This window comes from Corynebacterium sp. TUM25020 (assembly GCF_056388495.1).
The window spans coordinates 510,966-528,291 of sequence record NZ_JBWJFG010000001.1; the positions used below are offsets into that span (position 1 = coordinate 510,966).

At 59.6% G+C, this 17,326-nt stretch carries 15 protein-coding genes; 11 read left to right on the forward strand and 4 right to left on the reverse strand.

Annotation, left to right across the window (positions count from 1 at the left end):
• Position 1 precedes the first annotated feature (1 nt).
• The 11 genes from ribH (at position 2) to secG (ending at position 12,588) form a co-directional block, all read left to right on the forward strand.
• Entirely contained in the window at positions 2 to 484 is a 483-nt protein-coding gene (gene ribH, locus AC05K6_RS02290) for a 6,7-dimethyl-8-ribityllumazine synthase (protein ID WP_293791489.1), read from the forward strand.
• A 35-nt stretch (positions 485 to 519) separates the two neighbouring features.
• The gene (locus AC05K6_RS02295) at positions 520 to 975 is read left to right on the forward strand and encodes a PH domain-containing protein (protein ID WP_293791488.1); all 456 of its coding nucleotides are present in this window, start codon (positions 520 to 522) and stop codon (positions 973 to 975) included.
• Positions 976 to 977: 2 nt separating this feature from the next.
• The gene (gene uvrC, locus AC05K6_RS02300) at positions 978 to 3,029 is read left to right on the forward strand and encodes an excinuclease ABC subunit UvrC (RefSeq protein ID WP_476727647.1); all 2,052 of its coding nucleotides are present in this window, start codon (positions 978 to 980) and stop codon (positions 3,027 to 3,029) included.
• Positions 3,030 to 3,040: 11 nt separating this feature from the next.
• Positions 3,041 to 3,916, forward strand: coding sequence for an RNase adapter RapZ (gene rapZ / locus AC05K6_RS02305; protein WP_448307651.1), 876 nt, complete (start codon positions 3,041 to 3,043; stop codon positions 3,914 to 3,916).
• Between the two features lie 14 nt (positions 3,917 to 3,930).
• Positions 3,931 to 4,941: a gluconeogenesis factor YvcK family protein gene (locus AC05K6_RS02310; protein ID WP_476727648.1), complete on the forward strand. Its 1,011-nt coding sequence runs from the start codon at positions 3,931 to 3,933 to the stop codon at positions 4,939 to 4,941.
• A 55-nt stretch (positions 4,942 to 4,996) separates the two neighbouring features.
• A complete protein-coding gene (whiA, locus tag AC05K6_RS02315; protein ID WP_293791484.1) occupies positions 4,997 to 5,983 on the forward strand; it encodes a DNA-binding protein WhiA in 987 nt (328 codons plus the stop codon).
• Between the two features lie 185 nt (positions 5,984 to 6,168).
• A complete protein-coding gene (gap, locus tag AC05K6_RS02320) occupies positions 6,169 to 7,176 on the forward strand; it encodes a type I glyceraldehyde-3-phosphate dehydrogenase (protein ID WP_293791483.1) in 1,008 nt (335 codons plus the stop codon).
• Between the two features lie 155 nt (positions 7,177 to 7,331).
• A complete protein-coding gene (locus tag AC05K6_RS02325) occupies positions 7,332 to 8,543 on the forward strand; it encodes a phosphoglycerate kinase (RefSeq protein ID WP_448307653.1) in 1,212 nt (403 codons plus the stop codon).
• 60 nt (positions 8,544 to 8,603) lie between these two features.
• Positions 8,604 to 9,389: a triose-phosphate isomerase gene (gene tpiA / locus AC05K6_RS02330; protein WP_293791481.1), complete on the forward strand. Its 786-nt coding sequence runs from the start codon at positions 8,604 to 8,606 to the stop codon at positions 9,387 to 9,389.
• 70 nt (positions 9,390 to 9,459) lie between these two features.
• Entirely contained in the window at positions 9,460 to 12,240 is a 2,781-nt protein-coding gene (gene ppc / locus AC05K6_RS02335) for a phosphoenolpyruvate carboxylase (RefSeq protein ID WP_476727725.1), read from the forward strand.
• A gap of 108 nt (positions 12,241 to 12,348) precedes the next feature.
• On the forward strand, positions 12,349 to 12,588 hold the full coding sequence (secG, locus tag AC05K6_RS02340) for a preprotein translocase subunit SecG (RefSeq protein WP_293791480.1): 240 nt from the start codon (positions 12,349 to 12,351) through the stop codon (positions 12,586 to 12,588).
• Between the two features lie 34 nt (positions 12,589 to 12,622).
• On the opposite strand, the gene pgl is transcribed toward secG, so the two are convergent.
• From pgl to tal, 4 genes are all read right to left on the reverse strand, one after another.
• The gene (gene pgl / locus AC05K6_RS02345) at positions 12,623 to 13,456 is read right to left on the reverse strand and encodes a 6-phosphogluconolactonase (RefSeq protein WP_293791479.1); all 834 of its coding nucleotides are present in this window, start codon (positions 13,454 to 13,456) and stop codon (positions 12,623 to 12,625) included.
• Positions 13,453 to 14,529: a glucose-6-phosphate dehydrogenase assembly protein OpcA gene (locus AC05K6_RS02350; RefSeq protein WP_293791478.1), complete on the reverse strand. Its 1,077-nt coding sequence runs from the start codon at positions 14,527 to 14,529 to the stop codon at positions 13,453 to 13,455. The genes pgl and AC05K6_RS02350 overlap by 4 nt, the downstream gene beginning before the upstream one ends.
• A 73-nt stretch (positions 14,530 to 14,602) precedes the next feature.
• Entirely contained in the window at positions 14,603 to 16,165 is a 1,563-nt protein-coding gene (gene zwf, locus AC05K6_RS02355) for a glucose-6-phosphate dehydrogenase (RefSeq protein ID WP_476727649.1), read from the reverse strand.
• 40 nt (positions 16,166 to 16,205) lie between these two features.
• Entirely contained in the window at positions 16,206 to 17,318 is a 1,113-nt protein-coding gene (gene tal / locus AC05K6_RS02360; RefSeq protein ID WP_476727650.1) for a transaldolase, read from the reverse strand.
• Between the last annotated feature and the right edge of the window lie 8 nt (positions 17,319 to 17,326).

A 17,326-nucleotide genomic window follows, 5' to 3' on the forward strand; every position in this document is an offset into this window, starting at 1 on the left:
CATGGCGCATAACGGAGTCGCCGATATCCACATCAAGGCCGGTTCTGCTTATGGCATGACTGTCGCAGTGATCAGCGCATCGTGGAATGCGGACATTACCGATCAGCTGCACCAACACTCGATTGCGACTGCTAAGGAAGCAGGTGCGCAGGTTACCGAATGGCGGGTCGCCGGGGCACTCGAGCTGCCTGTCGCGGTCGCCGCGGCATGTAAGCGTTTTGACGCCGTGGTGGCGAACGGTTGCGTAATTCGGGGTGAGACCGAACATTTCCGCGTGGTCTGTGATGCAGTGACCTACGGGCTTACGCGCGCCGGCTTGGACTCGGGCACTCCCGTTGGCAATGGTGTGCTTACTGTAGATACCCATGAGCAGGCGATTGACCGTGCCGGTGGCATGGATGCAAAGGAAAACAAGGGGCGCGACGCAGCGGTTGCGGCGATTCATACGGCTCTCGTACTGCGACAGATCGAGCGGGGCGTTTAGGGCTGCCCCGTGTCAACAGAGTAGGGTGGAATGCCGTGAGCGATAAGGATGAATGGGAGCTGGAGGTTTCCTCGCCGTTCTTGAAGAAGCTGGCGTGGATCCTGGTCGTTGTGGTCATGGCTGTGCATATTTTCATGGCCATCGTCGTGGCGGTGGGAGACACTGGCGTGACGGTAACGCGTGCCGATCAGTGGGGATTCATCGGCATTGGACTGGTCTTCTCTTTCGTTGCCCTCTCCCTCTTGCGTCCGCACGTCAAGGTAAATAGCCAAGGCGTGGAAGTTCGCAATATCGTCAACGGACAGTTCTATCCGTGGGAAATCATCCACGGATTGTCCTTCCCCCAAGAGGCCAAGTGGGCTCGCCTGGAACTTCCGGACTTTGAGTTCGTCCCCATGATGGCCCTTAACATCTACGATAAGCAGCTCATCGCGCAGCGTGTAGAGAACTTCCGCCAGCTGGAAGACCGATACATGCCATTTGACGAGTAACTTTGAGCAGCGTTTCTTACCGCCCCGAGCCCGGGAGCATCCCCACCGATCCTGGCGTCTACACTTTTCGCGACGCCGACGAACGCGTCATCTACGTCGGTAAGGCCAAGAACCTACGCGCCCGTCTGTCTAATTATTTCCAGGATCTCAGCCAGCTACACCCGCGTACCCGCGCCATGGTGCAATCGGCGAGCCATGTTCAATGGACTGTTGTTTCCAGCGAATTGGAGGCACTGAACCTCGAATACACCTGGATTAAGCGCTTTAACCCCCGGTTTAACGTCATGTACCGGGACGATAAGACCTATCCCATGCTGGCGATCAGCGTTAAGGAAGAGATTCCACGGGCATTTATGTACCGCGGTCCCCGGCGCAAGGGCGTGCGTTACTTTGGTCCCTATCCCAAGGCCTGGGCGATCCGTGAGACACTTGAGTCTTTGACGCGCGTCTTTCCTATTAGAACGTGTTCAGCTGGGGTGTATAGGCGTCACGAAGCTTTGGGAAGGCCGTGTCTACTCGGCTATATCGATCGGTGCAGCGCCCCGTGCGTGGACAAGATCACTCCCGAAGGTCACCGGGCGCTCGTCGACCAGTTCTCCAGCTTCTTGGCTGGCAACACCGAACCAGTGCTGCGTAGGGTGCGCAAGGAGATGGAGGAGGCTGCCGAAAACCTAGACTTTGAGCGAGCAGCCGCGCTGCGCGATCAACTGCAGGCCATGCAAAAATCAATGGAGCGGCAGGCGGTGGTATTTTCCGATAAGACCGACGCCGACCTCATCGCTTTCGTCGCCGATGAGTTGGAGGCGGCGGTGCAGATTTTCCACGTCCGAGGGGGACGTATCCATGGCCAGCGGGGGTGGGTCGTCGAGCGCGAGGATCTGAGCGAGGAGCGGCTCGTTGCGGACTTCATTACCCAGTTCTACGGGGAGACCGCGGAACTGGCTAAGGCCACAGAGACTCAGGTCGGTGGCGCATCCGGACCGGAGGTGGATAGGGAACTTGCCCGCGCGATCAACCCTGCGTCCACACAGGATCTTGGCGACCTGGTGGGTGATGTGCAGGTCACGCCTGTGCCACGGGAAATTCTTGTACATGTCTTGCCGGAAGAAGCCCCGGATTTGGCTGAATGGCTAACAAGCCTGCGCGGTTCCAATGTGGAGATCAGGGTGCCACAGCGCGGTGACAAAAAGGCGCTGATGACCACTGCAGAAACTAACGCCACACAGGCGTTGGCGCAGCACAAGCTGAAGAGGGCGGGCGACATTACGGCACGTTCGGCAGCTTTGAAGGAGCTGCAGGAGGCACTGTGGATGGACGAATCTCCGCTGCGTATCGAGTGCACCGATATTTCGCATATCCAGGGCACTGATGTCGTGGCCAGCTTGGTGGTTTTCGAAGACGGTCTGCCTAAGAAGGCCGATTACCGCCGCTATAAGATCCGCGAGGCCGCCGGTGATGGACATTCCGACGATGTAGCTTCCATTGCGGAGGTGGTGCGTCGTCGTTTCAAGCGCTATCACCAGGACAAATCCGCTGTTCCCGCTGGCGACGACGGGGGAGACCTGCTCGACGGCGAGGCGGACCTCGAACACACGGACACGGCAAAGCAGAAGTTCGCTTACCCGCCCCAGCTATTCATTGTGGATGGTGGCCTTCCACAGGTGAATGCGGCCCAAAAGGTCTTGGATGAGCTTGGAGTCAACGACGTAACTCTCGTAGGCATCGCTAAACGTCTGGAGGAAATCTGGGTTCCTGGCGAGGAGTATCCCATTATCGTTCCCCGCAACTCGCCAGCTCTATACCTAGTACAGAATCTCCGCGACGAAGCCCACCGTTTCGCCATCAATTTCCACCGCCAACAACGCAGTGCCCGCATGCGGCGCAGCAAATTGGACGACATCCCGGGACTCGGGCCGAAGCGCCGTAAGCAACTGGTTAAGGAGTTCGGCTCCGTGGCGAAGGTGAAGCAGGCCAGTGTGGAGGACATCGCCGCGCTTCCGGGCTTTGGGCCGAAGTTGGCACAACTTATTCACGACGCCCTCAATGCTGGGTAGGATCGGGAAGTATGAGCGCATCAACGCAGCAAGAGCCCAGTTTGATATTGATCACGGGCATGTCTGGGGCAGGGCGTCGAGCTACCGCCGCAGCCCTGGAGGAGCTCGGGTGGTACGTCGCGGACAACCTTCCGCCCGAGCTCATCGTGCGAATGGTTGAGCTTAGTTTCTCCCCGGATTCGCCCATCGAGAAGTTGGCCATCGTCACCGACGTCCGCTCCCGCGATTTCGCCGGCAGCCTCACCAGTGTCCTGCACGATCTCCATACCGGAGGCCGTCGCCCTACAGTGCTTTATTTGGATGCCACGGATGAGGCACTGATTGCGCGCTTTGACGCTGTGCGCCGCACCCACCCGCTGCAACAAAAGGGCACGTTGCAGGACGGTATTGACCGTGAACGCGAAATGCTCGCCAGCATCCGCGAACGCGCTGACATCGTTTTGGATACCACCGACCGGAGCATCCACGATCTGCGCCGTGAATTGGAGAAGTTCTTCGCAGCTGCGGATCACTCGAGTGTCCGCATTAATCTGCAGAGTTTCGGCTTTAAGCACGGACCGCCCAAGGATATTGACATACTGCTGGACGCTCGTTTCCTGCCGAACCCGTACTGGGATCCGCAGCTGCGCCCTTTTAGAGGTATTGACGCCCCCGTCTCCGACTTTGTCCTGTCTCAATCCGGGGCCGAAGATTTCCTCGACCACACCGTGGGACTCATCCACTCCGTACTGCCGGGATACCGCAAAGAGGGCAAGTTCTTCGTATCCGTAGCCATCGGCTGCACTGGTGGCCACCACCGCAGTGTGGCGATCGCTGAGGAACTAACCCGCCGGCTGGCAAAAGACGGTGTACTCGTAAACCTTTCTCACCGAGACTTGGAACGCTAGGGGTGAAAAGCAACATGACGCATAACGAAAACTCTTCCCCGAAACGAATCGCGCGGATGGCTTGCCTGGGCGGCGGACATGGCCTTTTCAATACGCTGCGTTCGGCGCGCACCATCGCGGATTATGTCTCCGCCATAGTGACGGTGGCCGACGACGGAGGATCGTCAGGACGCATTCGTCGTGAGTTGGGTTCTCTACCGCCAGGTGATCTGCGCATGGCGCTGGCGGCGCTCACTCGCGATAACGAGCGCGGACGCATGTGGGAAGACGTGATTCAACACCGTTTCGGCGGTTCTGGCGCGCTCAAAGGCCACGCACTCGGCAATTTCCTTATCACCGGTCTGGCGCAGGTTATGGGAAGTGAGCTAAAGGCGCTGGACGAGATTGGTCGACTCCTCGGCATCGAAGGGCGAGTCATCCCGATGAGCAACGAGCCGCTGGATCTGGAGGCCGAAGTGCTCGGGCTGGAAGAAGACCCACGGGAGGTTGTTGCCGTGCGCGGGCAGGTTGCCGTTGCATCCACGTTGGGGGAGGTGCGCCGAGTGAAGCTCTACCCCGTGGACCCGCCAGCGTCTCCGGAGGCCGTCGAGGCGATTCTTAATGCCGATTTGGTCTCCATGGGCCCGGGATCCTGGTTTTCCAGTGTGATCCCGCACCTCCTCGTCCCCGGAATCGTGGATGCTCTCAACCAAACTAAGGCGGTAAAGGCGCTGGTCTTGAACTTGGTTCCGGAACCTGGAGAGACCGCCGGGATGTCCTTGGAACACCATATCCATATGGTGCGACAGCATTGTCCCAGCTTGAAGATTGACGTTGTCATCGTCGATCTGTCGACGATGCCCGTGGCCAGCGCTCGGCGTCATATCGAAAGGGCAGCGGCAGCACTGGGCGCGAAAGTGATCTACCGCGACGTGCGGGAGGACGACAACCGCGGGCGATGGACCGACCGTCACAATCCGACCAAACTCGCTGCGGTTCTGCATGAGGTTTCAGGCGGCGTGCAAGACCTGCCGGAGCGAGAATAGCTAGCTCGGCTATAATTGGGTGCCCTGTGTGCAAGTTGGGAAGGAAGGACAGTCCGTGGCACTGACGGCCGATGTGAAGGCAGAACTAAATCGAGTTCTGGTGACTCGCCATGATGTGATGACCGCGGAGGTTGCCAGCCTGCTGCGGTACACGGCTGCCTTGCACCTGGTGGGCAAGAAGATCGTCGTGGAGTCCGAGGTGGACTCCGCAGATACGGCTCGTCGCCTCACAGACATGGTGGAGCAGCTTTACAAGATCGAACCGGAGCACCAGATTATCGGCGCAGGCAATCTTCGTCGCAGCCCTCGGCATGTGCTGCGGTGGACTGAAGGTGGCATGGAGCTGGCACGTCGCACCGAGTTGATCGACCGCGTAGGGCGCCCAGTACGAGGCTTGCCGCGATTCATTATCGGCGGCACCAAGGATCAATGTGTAGCCGCCTGGCGGGGTGCTTTCCTGGCGCATGGCTACATTACGGACCCGGGACGCTCGTCCGCGCTGGAGGTGCAGACGCCGTCGAATGAGGCCGCTCTGGCACTGGTCGGCGCCGCACGCCGTATTGACGTGACTGCAAAGACGAAGGAAGCCAGGGGAGTCAACCGCGTCGTGATTCGCGACGGCGATTCCATCGGACGGCTCCTCATGCTGATGGGTGCTCAAGAGACCCGCGAAATATGGGAGAAGCAGCGCCGGAACCGCGAAAATCGGGCAAAAGCAAACCGCCTGGCGAACTTCGATGATGCGAATCTGCGCCGCAGTGCCCGCGCCGCAGTGGCCGCTGCCGCCCGCGTGGAGCGTGCCTTGGAGATCTTGGAAAACGATGTGCCCCAGCACCTGGCCGAAGCAGGACAGTTGCGGGTGGAACATAAGGAAGCCTCGCTGGAGGAGCTCGGTCGCCTTGCAGAGCCACCGATGACCAAGGATGCCGTGGCAGGTCGCATTCGACGCCTGCTTTCAATGGCTGATAAACGCGCCGAGGAACTGGGATTACCGGACACACATTCCGCTGTCACCTCGGAGTTGTTCAACGACGTTGATTGATTTCTAACCCCGTAGAAGTCAGCACGGATACCCCATCGCATATGGGATAAGAATCGCTGCGAACCCTAGAAGGCGCAGGTACTCTCGGAGGTGTCGGCGTGAGGGTCGAGGGCTTGGAGTTTTGAGCCGTAGGCCTTGGCGTCTAGCTCGAAGAAAAATAGACGCAGTTTTTAGGAGTTCAACTTATGACTATCCGTGTTGGCATCAACGGTTTCGGCCGAATCGGCCGTAACTTCTTCCGCGCAATCCGTTCCCAGGGCGCTGACCTGGAGGTTGTGGGCATCAACGACCTGACTGATAACAAGACGCTGTCTGTCCTGCTGAAGAACGACTCCGTTATGGGTCGCCTGGATGCTGAGATCGAGTACGACGACGAGTCCATCACCGTCGACGGCAAGCGCATCGCCGTTTCTGCTGAGCGCGACCCGAAGAACCTGAACTGGGGCGAGCTGGGTGCGGACATCGTTATCGAGTCCACCGGTTTCTTCACCGATGCTGAGGCTGCCAAGGCACACATCGACGCGGGCGCTAAGAAGGTCATTATCTCCGCTCCGGCGAAGAACGAGGACGCTACCTTCGTCGTTGGTGTAAACCACACCGACTACGACCCGGAGAACCACCACATCATCTCCAACGCCTCCTGCACCACCAACTGCCTGGCTCCGCTGGCCAAGACTCTCGACGAGGAGTTCGGCATCGTCAAGGGCCTGATGACCACCGTTCACGCTTACACCGGCGACCAGCGCCTGCACGACGCTCCGCACAAGGACCTGCGCCGCGCCCGCGCCGCAGCCGTTAACCTGGTTCCGACCTCCACTGGTGCTGCAAAGGCCGTTTCCCTGGTTCTGCCGCAGCTGAAGGGCAAGCTGGATGGCTACGCAGTGCGCGTTCCGGTTATCACCGGCTCCCTGACCGACCTGACTTTCGAAGCTGAGAAGCCGGTCACCGTCGAGGCTGTCAACGCTGCACTCAAGAAGGCAGCCGAGAATGAGCTGAAGGGGATTGCGAAGTACTCCGATGACGCTCCGCTAGTCTCCACCGACATCGTGGGTGATTCTCACTCCTCTATTTTCGACTCTGGCCTGACCAAGGTCATCGACAACCAGGTCAAGGTTGTCTCCTGGTACGACAACGAGTGGGGCTACTCCTGCCGTCTGGTCGACCTGGCAACCTACGTCGGCGAGCGCCTCTAAGTAGGCCTTGTCCGCAAAGCTATAAGGATTACGGGTTCGGCTCCGATCGCCGCACGTGTCGCGCGTCGCGGGGTCGAGCCGGCCCGTTTTCTCATGTAGCCCCCACTCTCTACCTTCATTAACCACCCAAATAGAAACTTTTTAAGGAGCTTCCCATGGCCATCAAGACCGTTAAAGACCTGATCAACGAGGGCGTCCAGGGACGCCATGTTCTGGTTCGTGCGGACCTGAATGTCCCGCTGTCTGACGGCAATATCACCGACCCGGGTCGTATCGATGCTTCCGTACCTACGTTGAAGGCTCTGTTGGAAGCCGGAGCTCGCGTCGTTGTCTCCGCCCACTTGGGTCGCCCCAAGGGTGAGTTCAAAGAGGAGTTCTCCCTGGCTCCCGTCGCGGAAGCTCTCGCTGAGCGCCTAGACCAGTGGGTACCGCTAGCCACTGACGTCACCGGCGAAGATGCTCACGAGCGCGCCAACGGCCTTGACGACGGTGACATCCTGCTGCTGGAGAACGTTCGCTTCGATGCCCGCGAGACCTCTAAGGACGAGGCAGAACGCGCTGAATTCGCGGCCGAGTTGGCTGCCCTCACCGGTGACAATGGTGCCTTTGTCTCCGATGGCTTCGGCGTGGTTCACCGCAAGCAGGCCTCCGTCTACGATGTGGCCAAGAAGCTGCCGCACTACGCAGGTGGTCTTGTCGAGGCCGAGCTGAACGTGCTCCGCCGCGTGTCGGAGACCCCGGAAAAGCCCTACGCCGTTGTACTGGGTGGTTCCAAGGTGTCTGACAAGTTGGGCGTCATCGAGGCACTTGCACCGCGCGTGGATAACCTCCTGATCGGCGGTGGCATGTGCTTCACCTTCCTCGCGGCACAGGGCTACTCGGTCGGCGGCTCTTTGCTGCAGGACGACATGATCGACACCTGCAAGGATCTGCTGGAACGCTTCGGTGACGTCATTGTTCTGCCCACCGATGTAGAGGTCGCCGAGCGTTTCGACAAAGACGCCGACCACCGCACCGTCGACCTGAACTCCATCCCGGAAGGTTGGATGGGTCTGGACATCGGCCCGGACTCCGTTCAGCTGTTCTCCGAAATCCTGGCGAAGTCCAAGACCGTGTTCTGGAACGGCCCGATGGGCGTATTCGAGTTCCCAGCCTTTGCGGCGGGTACGCGGGGTGTTGCCGAGGCGATTATCGACGCCACCGGCGGCGGTGCATTCTCGGTCGTCGGCGGTGGCGACTCGGCCGCGGCTGTTCGCACCCTGGGCCTGGGAGAAGAAGGTTTCTCCCACATCTCCACTGGCGGCGGTGCCTCCCTGGAGTTCCTGGAGGGCAAGGAACTTCCCGGCGTTTCCGTCCTGGAAAGCTAAACGCACCCCGTACGTTCCAGAAGTACTAAGCAGTAAGCACAGTAGAGAGGCATTGACACAATGACCGCACGCAAGCCACTTATCGCCGGCAACTGGAAGATGAACCTGAACCACTATGAGGCTATTCAGGTCGTGCAGAAGTTCGTCTTCGCACTGCCGAAGGAGTACTACGAGTCCGTGGATGTGGCCTTTATCCCGCCGTTCACGGATATCCGGTCCGTCCAGACTCTGGTGGATGGAGACAAGCTGGAGATTACTTACGGTGGCCAAGACGTATCCCAGCACACTTCGGGTGCTTACACCGGTGAGGTATCCGGCGCAATGTTGAAGAAGCTGGGCTGCACGTGGGCCATCATTGGCCACTCCGAGCGTCGCCAGTACCACGGAGAGACCGACGAAACCGTAGCAGCCAAGGCTCGCGCAGCACTGGATAATGAACTGCAGCCGATTGTCTGCGTGGGCGAACAGCTGGATGTCCGCGAAAAGGGCGAGCATGTCGAGTTCGTTAAGAACCAAACCAAGGCCTCCCTGGCGGGACTGTCCGCTGAGGACCTTTCCAAGACCGTCATCGCATATGAACCCGTCTGGGCAATTGGCACCGGCAAGGTTGCCTCTGCCGAGGATGCACAGGAAGTCTGCCACGCGATCCGTGAGCTCGTCGCCGAGCTAGCTGGCGAGGAGGTCGCTGGTGGTATTCGCATTCTCTACGGTGGTTCGGTGAAAACCGATTCCGTCGGAGAGCTGGTCAGCCAGCCAGACGTGGATGGCGGTCTCGTCGGCGGAGCGTCGCTAAACGGCGAAGACTTCGCACGCCTGGCAGCGGCCGCAGCAAAGGCGACGGCCTAACACAATGAGCAACGACACGATCCGCGGCACCGCCATTCCCGTCGCTCCTGATGAAATCGCCCACCCAGAGATCAGCCCCACGGTGCGAGACGATACCCGCTACCTGGGGCGGATCCTGGGAGAGGTAATCCGTGAGCAGGAGGGCGAGTACACTTTCAACCTCATCGAAAACTCCCGGCGTGCAGCTTTTGACCTGCGCTACGGAGAGATGCAGATTGAGCAGCTGGCCGAGCAGTTCAACTCACTGCCGACGGAGAAGGCGCTGCCAGTGATTCGTGCATTCTCGCACTTCGCTTTGATGGCGAATCTGGCGGAAGATCTCTATGTCGAACGGGTTCGTGACCTTGAGGAGGATCGGGGCAATACCGCCCCGCGCTCCACCCTGGCGTATACGTGGCAGGAACTTCACAACCGGGAGGTGCCGGGGGAGAAGGTCGCCGAAACTATGGCGAATGCCCTTGTAGCGCCTGTCCTCACGGCGCACCCAACAGAGACCCGCCGCCGGACCGTGTTCGATGTGCAAACCGACATCATGAAGATGATGCGTCGGCGCGCACGCGTGCTCAAAGAACTCAAACTTAACCCCGACTCCGTCCGCGCGGCTCGCCAACTGACGCAGATTGAGCTGGTAATTCGCCGCCGCATGACGCTACTGTGGCAGACCTCCCTGATCCGTAGCGTGCGTCCGCGTATCGAGGACGAGATCAAGGTGGGATTGCGCTACTACGGCATCAGCCTGCTGAGCGAGATTCCGGCGATCAACCGTCGCGTCAATGAGCATATGAAAGAGCAGTACGGAGATACCGTGCCCCATACTGCCATCGTGCGCCCCGGTTCGTGGATCGGTGGCGACCACGACGGTAACCCCTATGTCACTGCAGAAACGGTCAGTATCGCCACGACCGCGGCCGCCCGCACTGTCTTCGACCACTACCAGAAAACCATTTACGCGCTCGAGCACGAGCTCAGTCTGTCGTCGCGGTTTATCGACACCACCGAGGCGCTTGAGCAACTAGCCGATCGTGGCCACAATGACGTTCCTTCCCGCGTGGATGAGCCTTTCCGCCGCGCCCTGCACGGCATGCGCGGACGCGTGGCAGCGACGGCCAAACAAACCCTCGGGGAGCCGGTGGTGTCCGGCGGCATTCACAAGGGACACGAGCCCTACGCGGATCCGGAGGAGCTTCTGGCCGACATCGATACGGTGGATGCTGCGCTACGCCACTCGATGGACGATCTTCTGGCCGACCACACCTTGGCTGACCTGCGCGAGGCCGTTGAAACTTTCGGCTTTAACCTCTACGCACTGGATCTGCGGCAGAATTCCGAAAGTTTCGAGAACGTCCTGACCGAGGTCTTTGCCCGTGCCGGTGTCGCTGAGAACTACGCGGAGCTGGATGAAGACAACAAGATCAAATTGCTTCTGCGCGAGCTGGCCAGCCCACGTCCACTAGCGGATCCGGGCGCCGAATGGTCCGAGGAAACTGAACGTGAGCTAGGTATTTTCCGCGCAGCGGCACAAGCAGCAAAGAAGTTCGGAACTGATGTGGTTCCGCACTGCATCATCTCTATGGCATCGTCTGTTTCCGACGTTATCGAGCCGATGATCCTTCTGAAAGAAGTGGGACTTATCCAGGCAAACGGTGATCACCCCCGGGGTTCGGTGGATATCATCCCGCTGTTTGAGACCATCGACGACCTCGCTGGGGGTGCGGACATCATGCGCGAGCTGTGGAAGCTCCCGCTCTACCGCAACTACGTCGCGGAACGCGGAGATACCCAGGAGATCATGCTGGGTTACTCTGATTCCAACAAGGACGGTGGTTACTTCGCTGCCAATTGGGCGCTGTACGACGCCGAACTGGAGCTTGTGGCCGCCTCCCGCGAAGCAGGACTATTCCTGCGTCTCTTCCACGGACGCGGTGGAACCGTCGGTCGCGGTGGCGGTCCATCCTACGACGCGATCCTGGCGCAGCCGCAGGGTGCTGTGCAAGGTGCCGTACGCATCACTGAACAGGGCGAGATTATCTCCGCTAAATACGGCGATCCCGCGAACGCCGCCCGAAACCTGGAGGCTCTCGTCGCCGCCACACTGGAGGCCAGCCTGCTGCCCGTCGACGATCTCGGCAATCCGGAGGAGGCCTTCGCCACCATGCGCCAGGTCGCCGAAGAATCGCGCAAGGCATACTCCGCGCTTATGCACGAAGACCCGGGCTTTATCGAATACTTCACCACCTCCACGCCATTGACAGAGATCGGCAGTTTGAACATCGGTTCCCGCCCATCGTCGCGCAAACAAACCACCGCCGTATCGGATCTGCGCGCCATCCCCTGGGTACTCAGCTGGTCGCAGTCCCGCGTAATGTTGCCTGGTTGGTTCGGCGTCGGCAGTGCCTTAAAGCGCTGGATCGACGGCGGTACCTCTGTCTCTGGTGACGCCACCTCGCGCCTCAACTACCTGCGGGATCTACACAAGCGTTGGCCTTTCTTCGCCTCGGTGTTATCCAATATGGCGCAGGTGATGTCAAAGGCCGACCTGTCGATTGCACAGCTTTACTCCGAGCTTGTGGCGAACAAGGACGCAGCGGAGCGAATCTTCCGTGTGATCGTGGAGGAGTACAAGCTGACAGTGGAGATGTTCCTGCAGATTACTGAACGGGACACCCTGCTGGCAGATAACCCGGAGCTGGTGAGCTCGGTGCGCAACCGCTTCCCGTACCTGGTGCCTTTGAACCTGTTGCAGGTGGAGCTGCTGCGTCGCTACCGAGCCGGTGATGATTCCGATAGCGTACGTTCTGGGATTCAGCTGACCATGAATGGCCTCGCCACTGCGCTACGCAACTCCGGCTAGGCTTCTGCCGCGTGGCGGGTTGTCACTTCAGGGCCACAGCGGGTAAATTCGTGGTGTTAAACAAAAGATTTAGTAAGTCGATTACGAAGAAGAGTTGAGGGTAGGGCATTGATCCTAACGCTGCAGATCATCCTGGTTGTCACCAGCTTGCTGATGGGCCTGTCCGTTTTGCTGCACAAAGGTAAGGGTGGAGGCCTGTCCAGCCTGTTCGGTGGCGGCATGCAGTCCAACCTGTCCGGTTCCACCGTGGCGGAGAAGAACCTGGATCGTCTGACTGTGGGTACCGCCGTTATCTGGCTGATCTCTTTGATTGCACTGAACCTAGTTCTGCACTACGGCCTGGGATAACCCACAGCCCCCTAAACCCCCTAGAAGCAACAATCTAAAGCAGTGGGTTAGCTTCCTTGTCTACCCACAGCAGCGTTGCCTCGATACCCGAGGCCAAGGCTGCGGGCCACTCGGCGCCATTACCGCCGTCAAACACCTGGCTCGCAGCCTCTTTCTTTTCCGCACCACAGACCAGCAACCACACTGCTCGGGAACGGTTCACCGCCCGCATAGTCAGGCTAATACGCTCCGCCGGAGGCTTCGGACATTCGCGGACAGACACTACAGAACCTTCGGCATGTAGTAGCGCGTCAGTGTGAGGGAATAGCGAGTTGATATGGCCTTCTGGCCCCATGCCCAACAGGTGAATGTCAAAGCCCTCCGGCGCGACCTGATCTACAGTCTTCCCATAGAACTCAGCCGCCGCATCCAGCGCTGGCCCATCCGCCTGCTCGCCTGCCGCCAGGGCGGGGAAGCGGAACACATTTAGAGAAGGAATGTCCACGTGTCGAAGTAACGCGTCAAAAGCTTGTTTATCATTGCGCTCCGGGTCGCCGGCGGGCAAGAAACGCTCATCGCCGAAGAAGACATACACCTGTGACCAGTCGATCCGGGTGACAGGAAAGTCCTCCGCCGTTTGCTTTGCCGCGTGATCCAATGCAGCAATCTCTGAAAGAGTAGCAATGCCCGCGCCACCGCCGGTCAATACCACCCGGACAATGCCATCACCGGTGACTGTTTCCCCGGTACGCTGCAGTTCAGCTACGGTGTTGATGAACTCACGGGCCGCGGCAGTAGCGAGATCCTGCTTGTTGTCACGGGGTCGCAACTCGATACCGGTCTTCTCACTGACAACTGCGTCGTGGCTGTGATCGTGTGTGGGCTTCATCGTAGAGACTCCTGACCGTCGAAGTTGTTGTAGGTATCGCGGGCGTCGCGGGAGGTCCAGCGATCTAGCTTGTCCTCCTGTGCATCCGTTGTCTTAACACCGCGGAACTGGGAATTCCGTGGACCTCGGTCGGGCCTGTTTACCCGCACCAGGCCACGCAACGCATGGCCAAAGGCATAATCCGGGTCGAGGTGGCGCAGCTCTTCGGCCAGGCAATCGGCAAGGGCACGCCTGCCGAGGGTGACCATGGAATTCTGGTCACCGACGGTCAGCGAGACCGTGTTGGCGTCAATAACCTCCACCTCAATGGCACCCACCTGGCGATGCAGCACCGCCTTTTCGATCGAAATCAGTCGATCGCCGTCCGCATCCTCACTGAACCGACCTTCGACCGTGACGTGCCTGGTCACCGGAACGTCCAAACGCTCGGCGAGCCATCCGGCGGCAATGTCTACGGAAGGATCGTGCTTCGGCCCCCAGACCTCTGCGGAAACAATGGCATGGTGCGGAGGCTGATCCAGTGCAGAGGCCAATAGTCCGCGCCATAGGGTGATACGGCTCCACACCATGTCGGAATCGCCGCGGGTATACGTCATGCGACGGCGGTAGAGGGCATCCTCGTCCTCGTCCGTGAGAGAGTCCGTGATACGGCGGGTAGCCAGCGCGCCGATGGGATCGGCCGCCGGGTTACGCGGACCGGTCGCAGGCCACCAGGCCACAATCGGAGTATCGGGCAGCAACAACGGAGTCACGACCGAGGCGCGGTTGGCCGACAGCTCTCCGTGCAGGTGCATAATGATGATCTCTGACGCACCCGCATCTCCGCCGATGCGCAGCTGGGCATCCAGCAATGGCTCTTCGCTGCGGTGCATCACCAACACGATGACACGTGCAGGGTGCTCGCGGGACGCGTCATGTGTGGAGCTAATGATTCGATCGAGATCATCCTCCTCGTTAGCTACCACGATCAGGGTAAGGACGCGGCCGCTTGTAACGTCGCCGCGCTCCTCACGCAGCGCACGGATGCGGTGTTCAATGTCTTTGGTCTTGGTGTTCGGTAAGTCGATAATCATGGGCGTTGAAGTGCGCGCTCCTCACGCGGGTGGGGACGGTGCGAGTAGGGGTCTGGCGGTTTCTAGGGTGCTTCTACGGACGACGCCACTGCCGTCCCGACCGGGACAGAATCTCTTCGGCGCCCTTTGGCCCCCACGTGCCGGCGGGGTAGTCCTCTGGGCGCCCATGCAGCGCCCAGTAATCCAGGATCGGATCGAGGATTCTCCAGGACAGCTCAACTTCCTCGTTGGTGGGAAAGAGGCTGGCTTCATCCAATAGGGCATCCAAAATCAAACGTTCATAGGCTTCGGGCGACTCTTCGGTAAAGGCCTCGGAGTAGCTGAAGTCCATGTTGACATCGCGCACCTCCATAGCCGATCCCGGAACCTTGGAGCCGAAACGCACCAGCACGCCCTCTTCGGGCTGCACGCGGATGACCAGCATGTTGTTACCCTGGGCAGTGGTTTGTCCGGGGCCAAATGGCAGGTGAGGGGCTTCCTTGAAAACAATGGCGATCTCCGTCACGCGGCGCCCCAGGCGTTTGCCGGTGCGCAGGTAGAAGGGAACACCCGCCCAACGGCGCGAAGCGATTTCGAAAGTAGCGGCGGCATACGTTTCGGTAGTGGATTCCGGGTCGAAGCCATCCTCCTGGCGCAGCCCCTTCACTGGGATGGATCCCTGCCATCCGGAGGTGTATTGCCCACGGGCCGTGGTCTGCGCAAATGGACCCACTGGGCTCGTGGCGCGGAGAACCTTAACCTTCTCTGCCTGCAACTCGGACGGGTTGAACGTCACCGGCTCTTCCATAGCAATCAGCGCCAACAACTGCAGCAGGTGGTTTTGGATCACGTCGCGGGCCGCACCAATGCCGTCGTAGTAACCCGCACGGCCTCCCAGACCGATGTCCTCAGCCATGGTGATCTGCACATGATCCACGTAATGCGCATTGAACATCGGGTCGAAAAGCTGGTTGGCGAAGCGCAGCGCCAGGATGTTCTGCACTGTCTCCTTGCCCAGGTAGTGGTCGATACGGAACACGCTGGATTCCGGGAACACGCTGTTTACGATCTCATTGAGCTCGTGGGCGGACTGCTCATCATGGCCGAATGGCTTCTCAATAACCACGCGTCGCCAGCCATTGTGCAGCTCGCCCAGTCCCGGATCTGGCTTCGCCAAGCCCGACCGTTCTAGCTGGTGGCATACGCTGGGGAAGTGGTCCGGGGGTACCGAAAGATAATAAGCCCAGTTGCCAGCAGTGCCGCGTTCGTTATCGATCTCACGGGTTTTCTCCGCGAGGGCGTCAAAAGCAGCGTCCGTGGTGAAGTCACCAGTGACAAAGAAGATGCCTTCGGCCAGCCGCTCCCAGACATTCTGGCGCCACGGGGTGCGCGCCCGCTCCTTGACTGATTGCAGAACCTGCTCTTCGAACTCTTCCTTGGACCAGTCACGACGACCGTAACCGATCAGACTAAAACCCGGGGGCAGCAGGCCACGGTTGGCAAGGTCGTACACAGCAGGCAGCAGCTTCTTGCGTGCTAGGTCACCGGTCACGCCGAAAATCACCAAGCCACAGGGCCCGGCGATGCGGGGAAGGCGCTTGTCCAATTCATCGCGCAGCGGATTGCGCCATTCCTCGGCGGAAAAAGGTAGTTGCACTTGTTTAAAGTCCTCTGTTACGTGGGGTAGTCGGGGGTTGCTATTTTGCGTTTAGCTGCTCTGCGAGGGTGCCCAAAAGTTCGTTCCACGAGGCTACGAACTTTTCCACACCTTCATCTTCTAGCACGGCCCACACCTCGGCCAGATTCACTCCGACCTCGTCCAGGCTGGCGAAAACCACATGTGCCTGGGATGCAGTTCCGGACAGCGAATCGCCACGGATATCTCCATGGCCGATCGTCGCGTCCAGCGTGTTCTCTGGCATCGTGTTGACGGTGTGCGGGCCGGCCAGCTCGGTGACGTACAAGGTATCTGGGTACTCCGGGTTCTTTACTGAGGTTGACGCCCACAGTGGGCGCTGTACTCGAGCTCCCTTGTCGGCCAGCTTCTGCCATTCGGGGTTGTTCAGCAGGTGCTCCTCGAAGGCAGCATAGGCCAGTTGGGCATTGGCCACGCCCGCCTTGCCCTTCAGCTGCTTGGCTGCTTCGGAGCCGATGCTATCTAAGCGCTTGTCGATCTCGGTATCCACGCGGGAGACAAAGAAGCTAGCCACGGAGTGAATCTTGGAGAGATCTTTGCCCTCTTCGGCAGCACGGTTAATGCCCTCAATGAAAGCTTCCATCACCTGAATGTAGCGGGAGACAGAGAAAATCAAAGTGACGTTGACGCTGATTCCCTCAGCCAAGACTTCAGTGATCGCAGGAAGGCATTCCTCCGTGGCGGGAATCTTAATCATAAGATTGTCGCGTCCGACCTTGGCAGCCAGTTCCTTGGCTTGGGTAACCGTGGCCTCGCGCTCATTGGCTAGGCGCGGGTCGACCTCCAAAGAAACGCGGCCATCGAATCCCTCCGTGCGTTCGTAGAGGGGGAGGAACACATCGCAAGCATCCGCAACATCGTCCGCAGCCATTTCGAACACGGCGCTATCTGCTGGGGTACCCGCGGCAGCGAGCTCGCGTAGCTGTTCGTCGTAGGCGGTTCCCTGGGACATAGCTTTGGCAAAAATCGCCGGGTTGGTGGTTACACCAACTACGCCCTTGTTTTCGATTACTTCGGCGAGGTTACCGGAGCGCAGGCGGTCGCGGGACAGGTCATCCAACCACACGGAGGTACCGGCGGCGGCAAGGGCTTCGATGTTGGCGGGAGTGCTCATAGGTGAAG

Bases quoted from the DNA above. Each gene is read 5' to 3' on its own strand.
- AC05K6_RS02350 (WP_293791478.1), bottom strand. From the start codon at position 14,529: ATGATTATCGACTTACCGAACACCAAGACCAAAGACATTGAACACCGC.
- ribH (WP_293791489.1), top strand. From the start codon at position 2: ATGGCGCATAACGGAGTCGCCGATATCCACATCAAGGCCGGTTCTGCT.
- gap (WP_293791483.1), top strand. From the start codon at position 6,169: ATGACTATCCGTGTTGGCATCAACGGTTTCGGCCGAATCGGCCGTAAC.
- pgl (WP_293791479.1), bottom strand. From the start codon at position 13,456: ATGAAGCCCACACACGATCACAGCCACGACGCAGTTGTCAGTGAGAAG.
- AC05K6_RS02310 (WP_476727648.1), top strand. From the start codon at position 3,931: ATGACGCATAACGAAAACTCTTCCCCGAAACGAATCGCGCGGATGGCT.
- rapZ (WP_448307651.1), top strand. From the start codon at position 3,041: ATGAGCGCATCAACGCAGCAAGAGCCCAGTTTGATATTGATCACGGGC.
- tpiA (WP_293791481.1), top strand. From the start codon at position 8,604: ATGACCGCACGCAAGCCACTTATCGCCGGCAACTGGAAGATGAACCTG.
- AC05K6_RS02325 (WP_448307653.1), top strand. From the start codon at position 7,332: ATGGCCATCAAGACCGTTAAAGACCTGATCAACGAGGGCGTCCAGGGA.
- tal (WP_476727650.1), bottom strand. From the start codon at position 17,318: ATGAGCACTCCCGCCAACATCGAAGCCCTTGCCGCCGCCGGTACCTCC.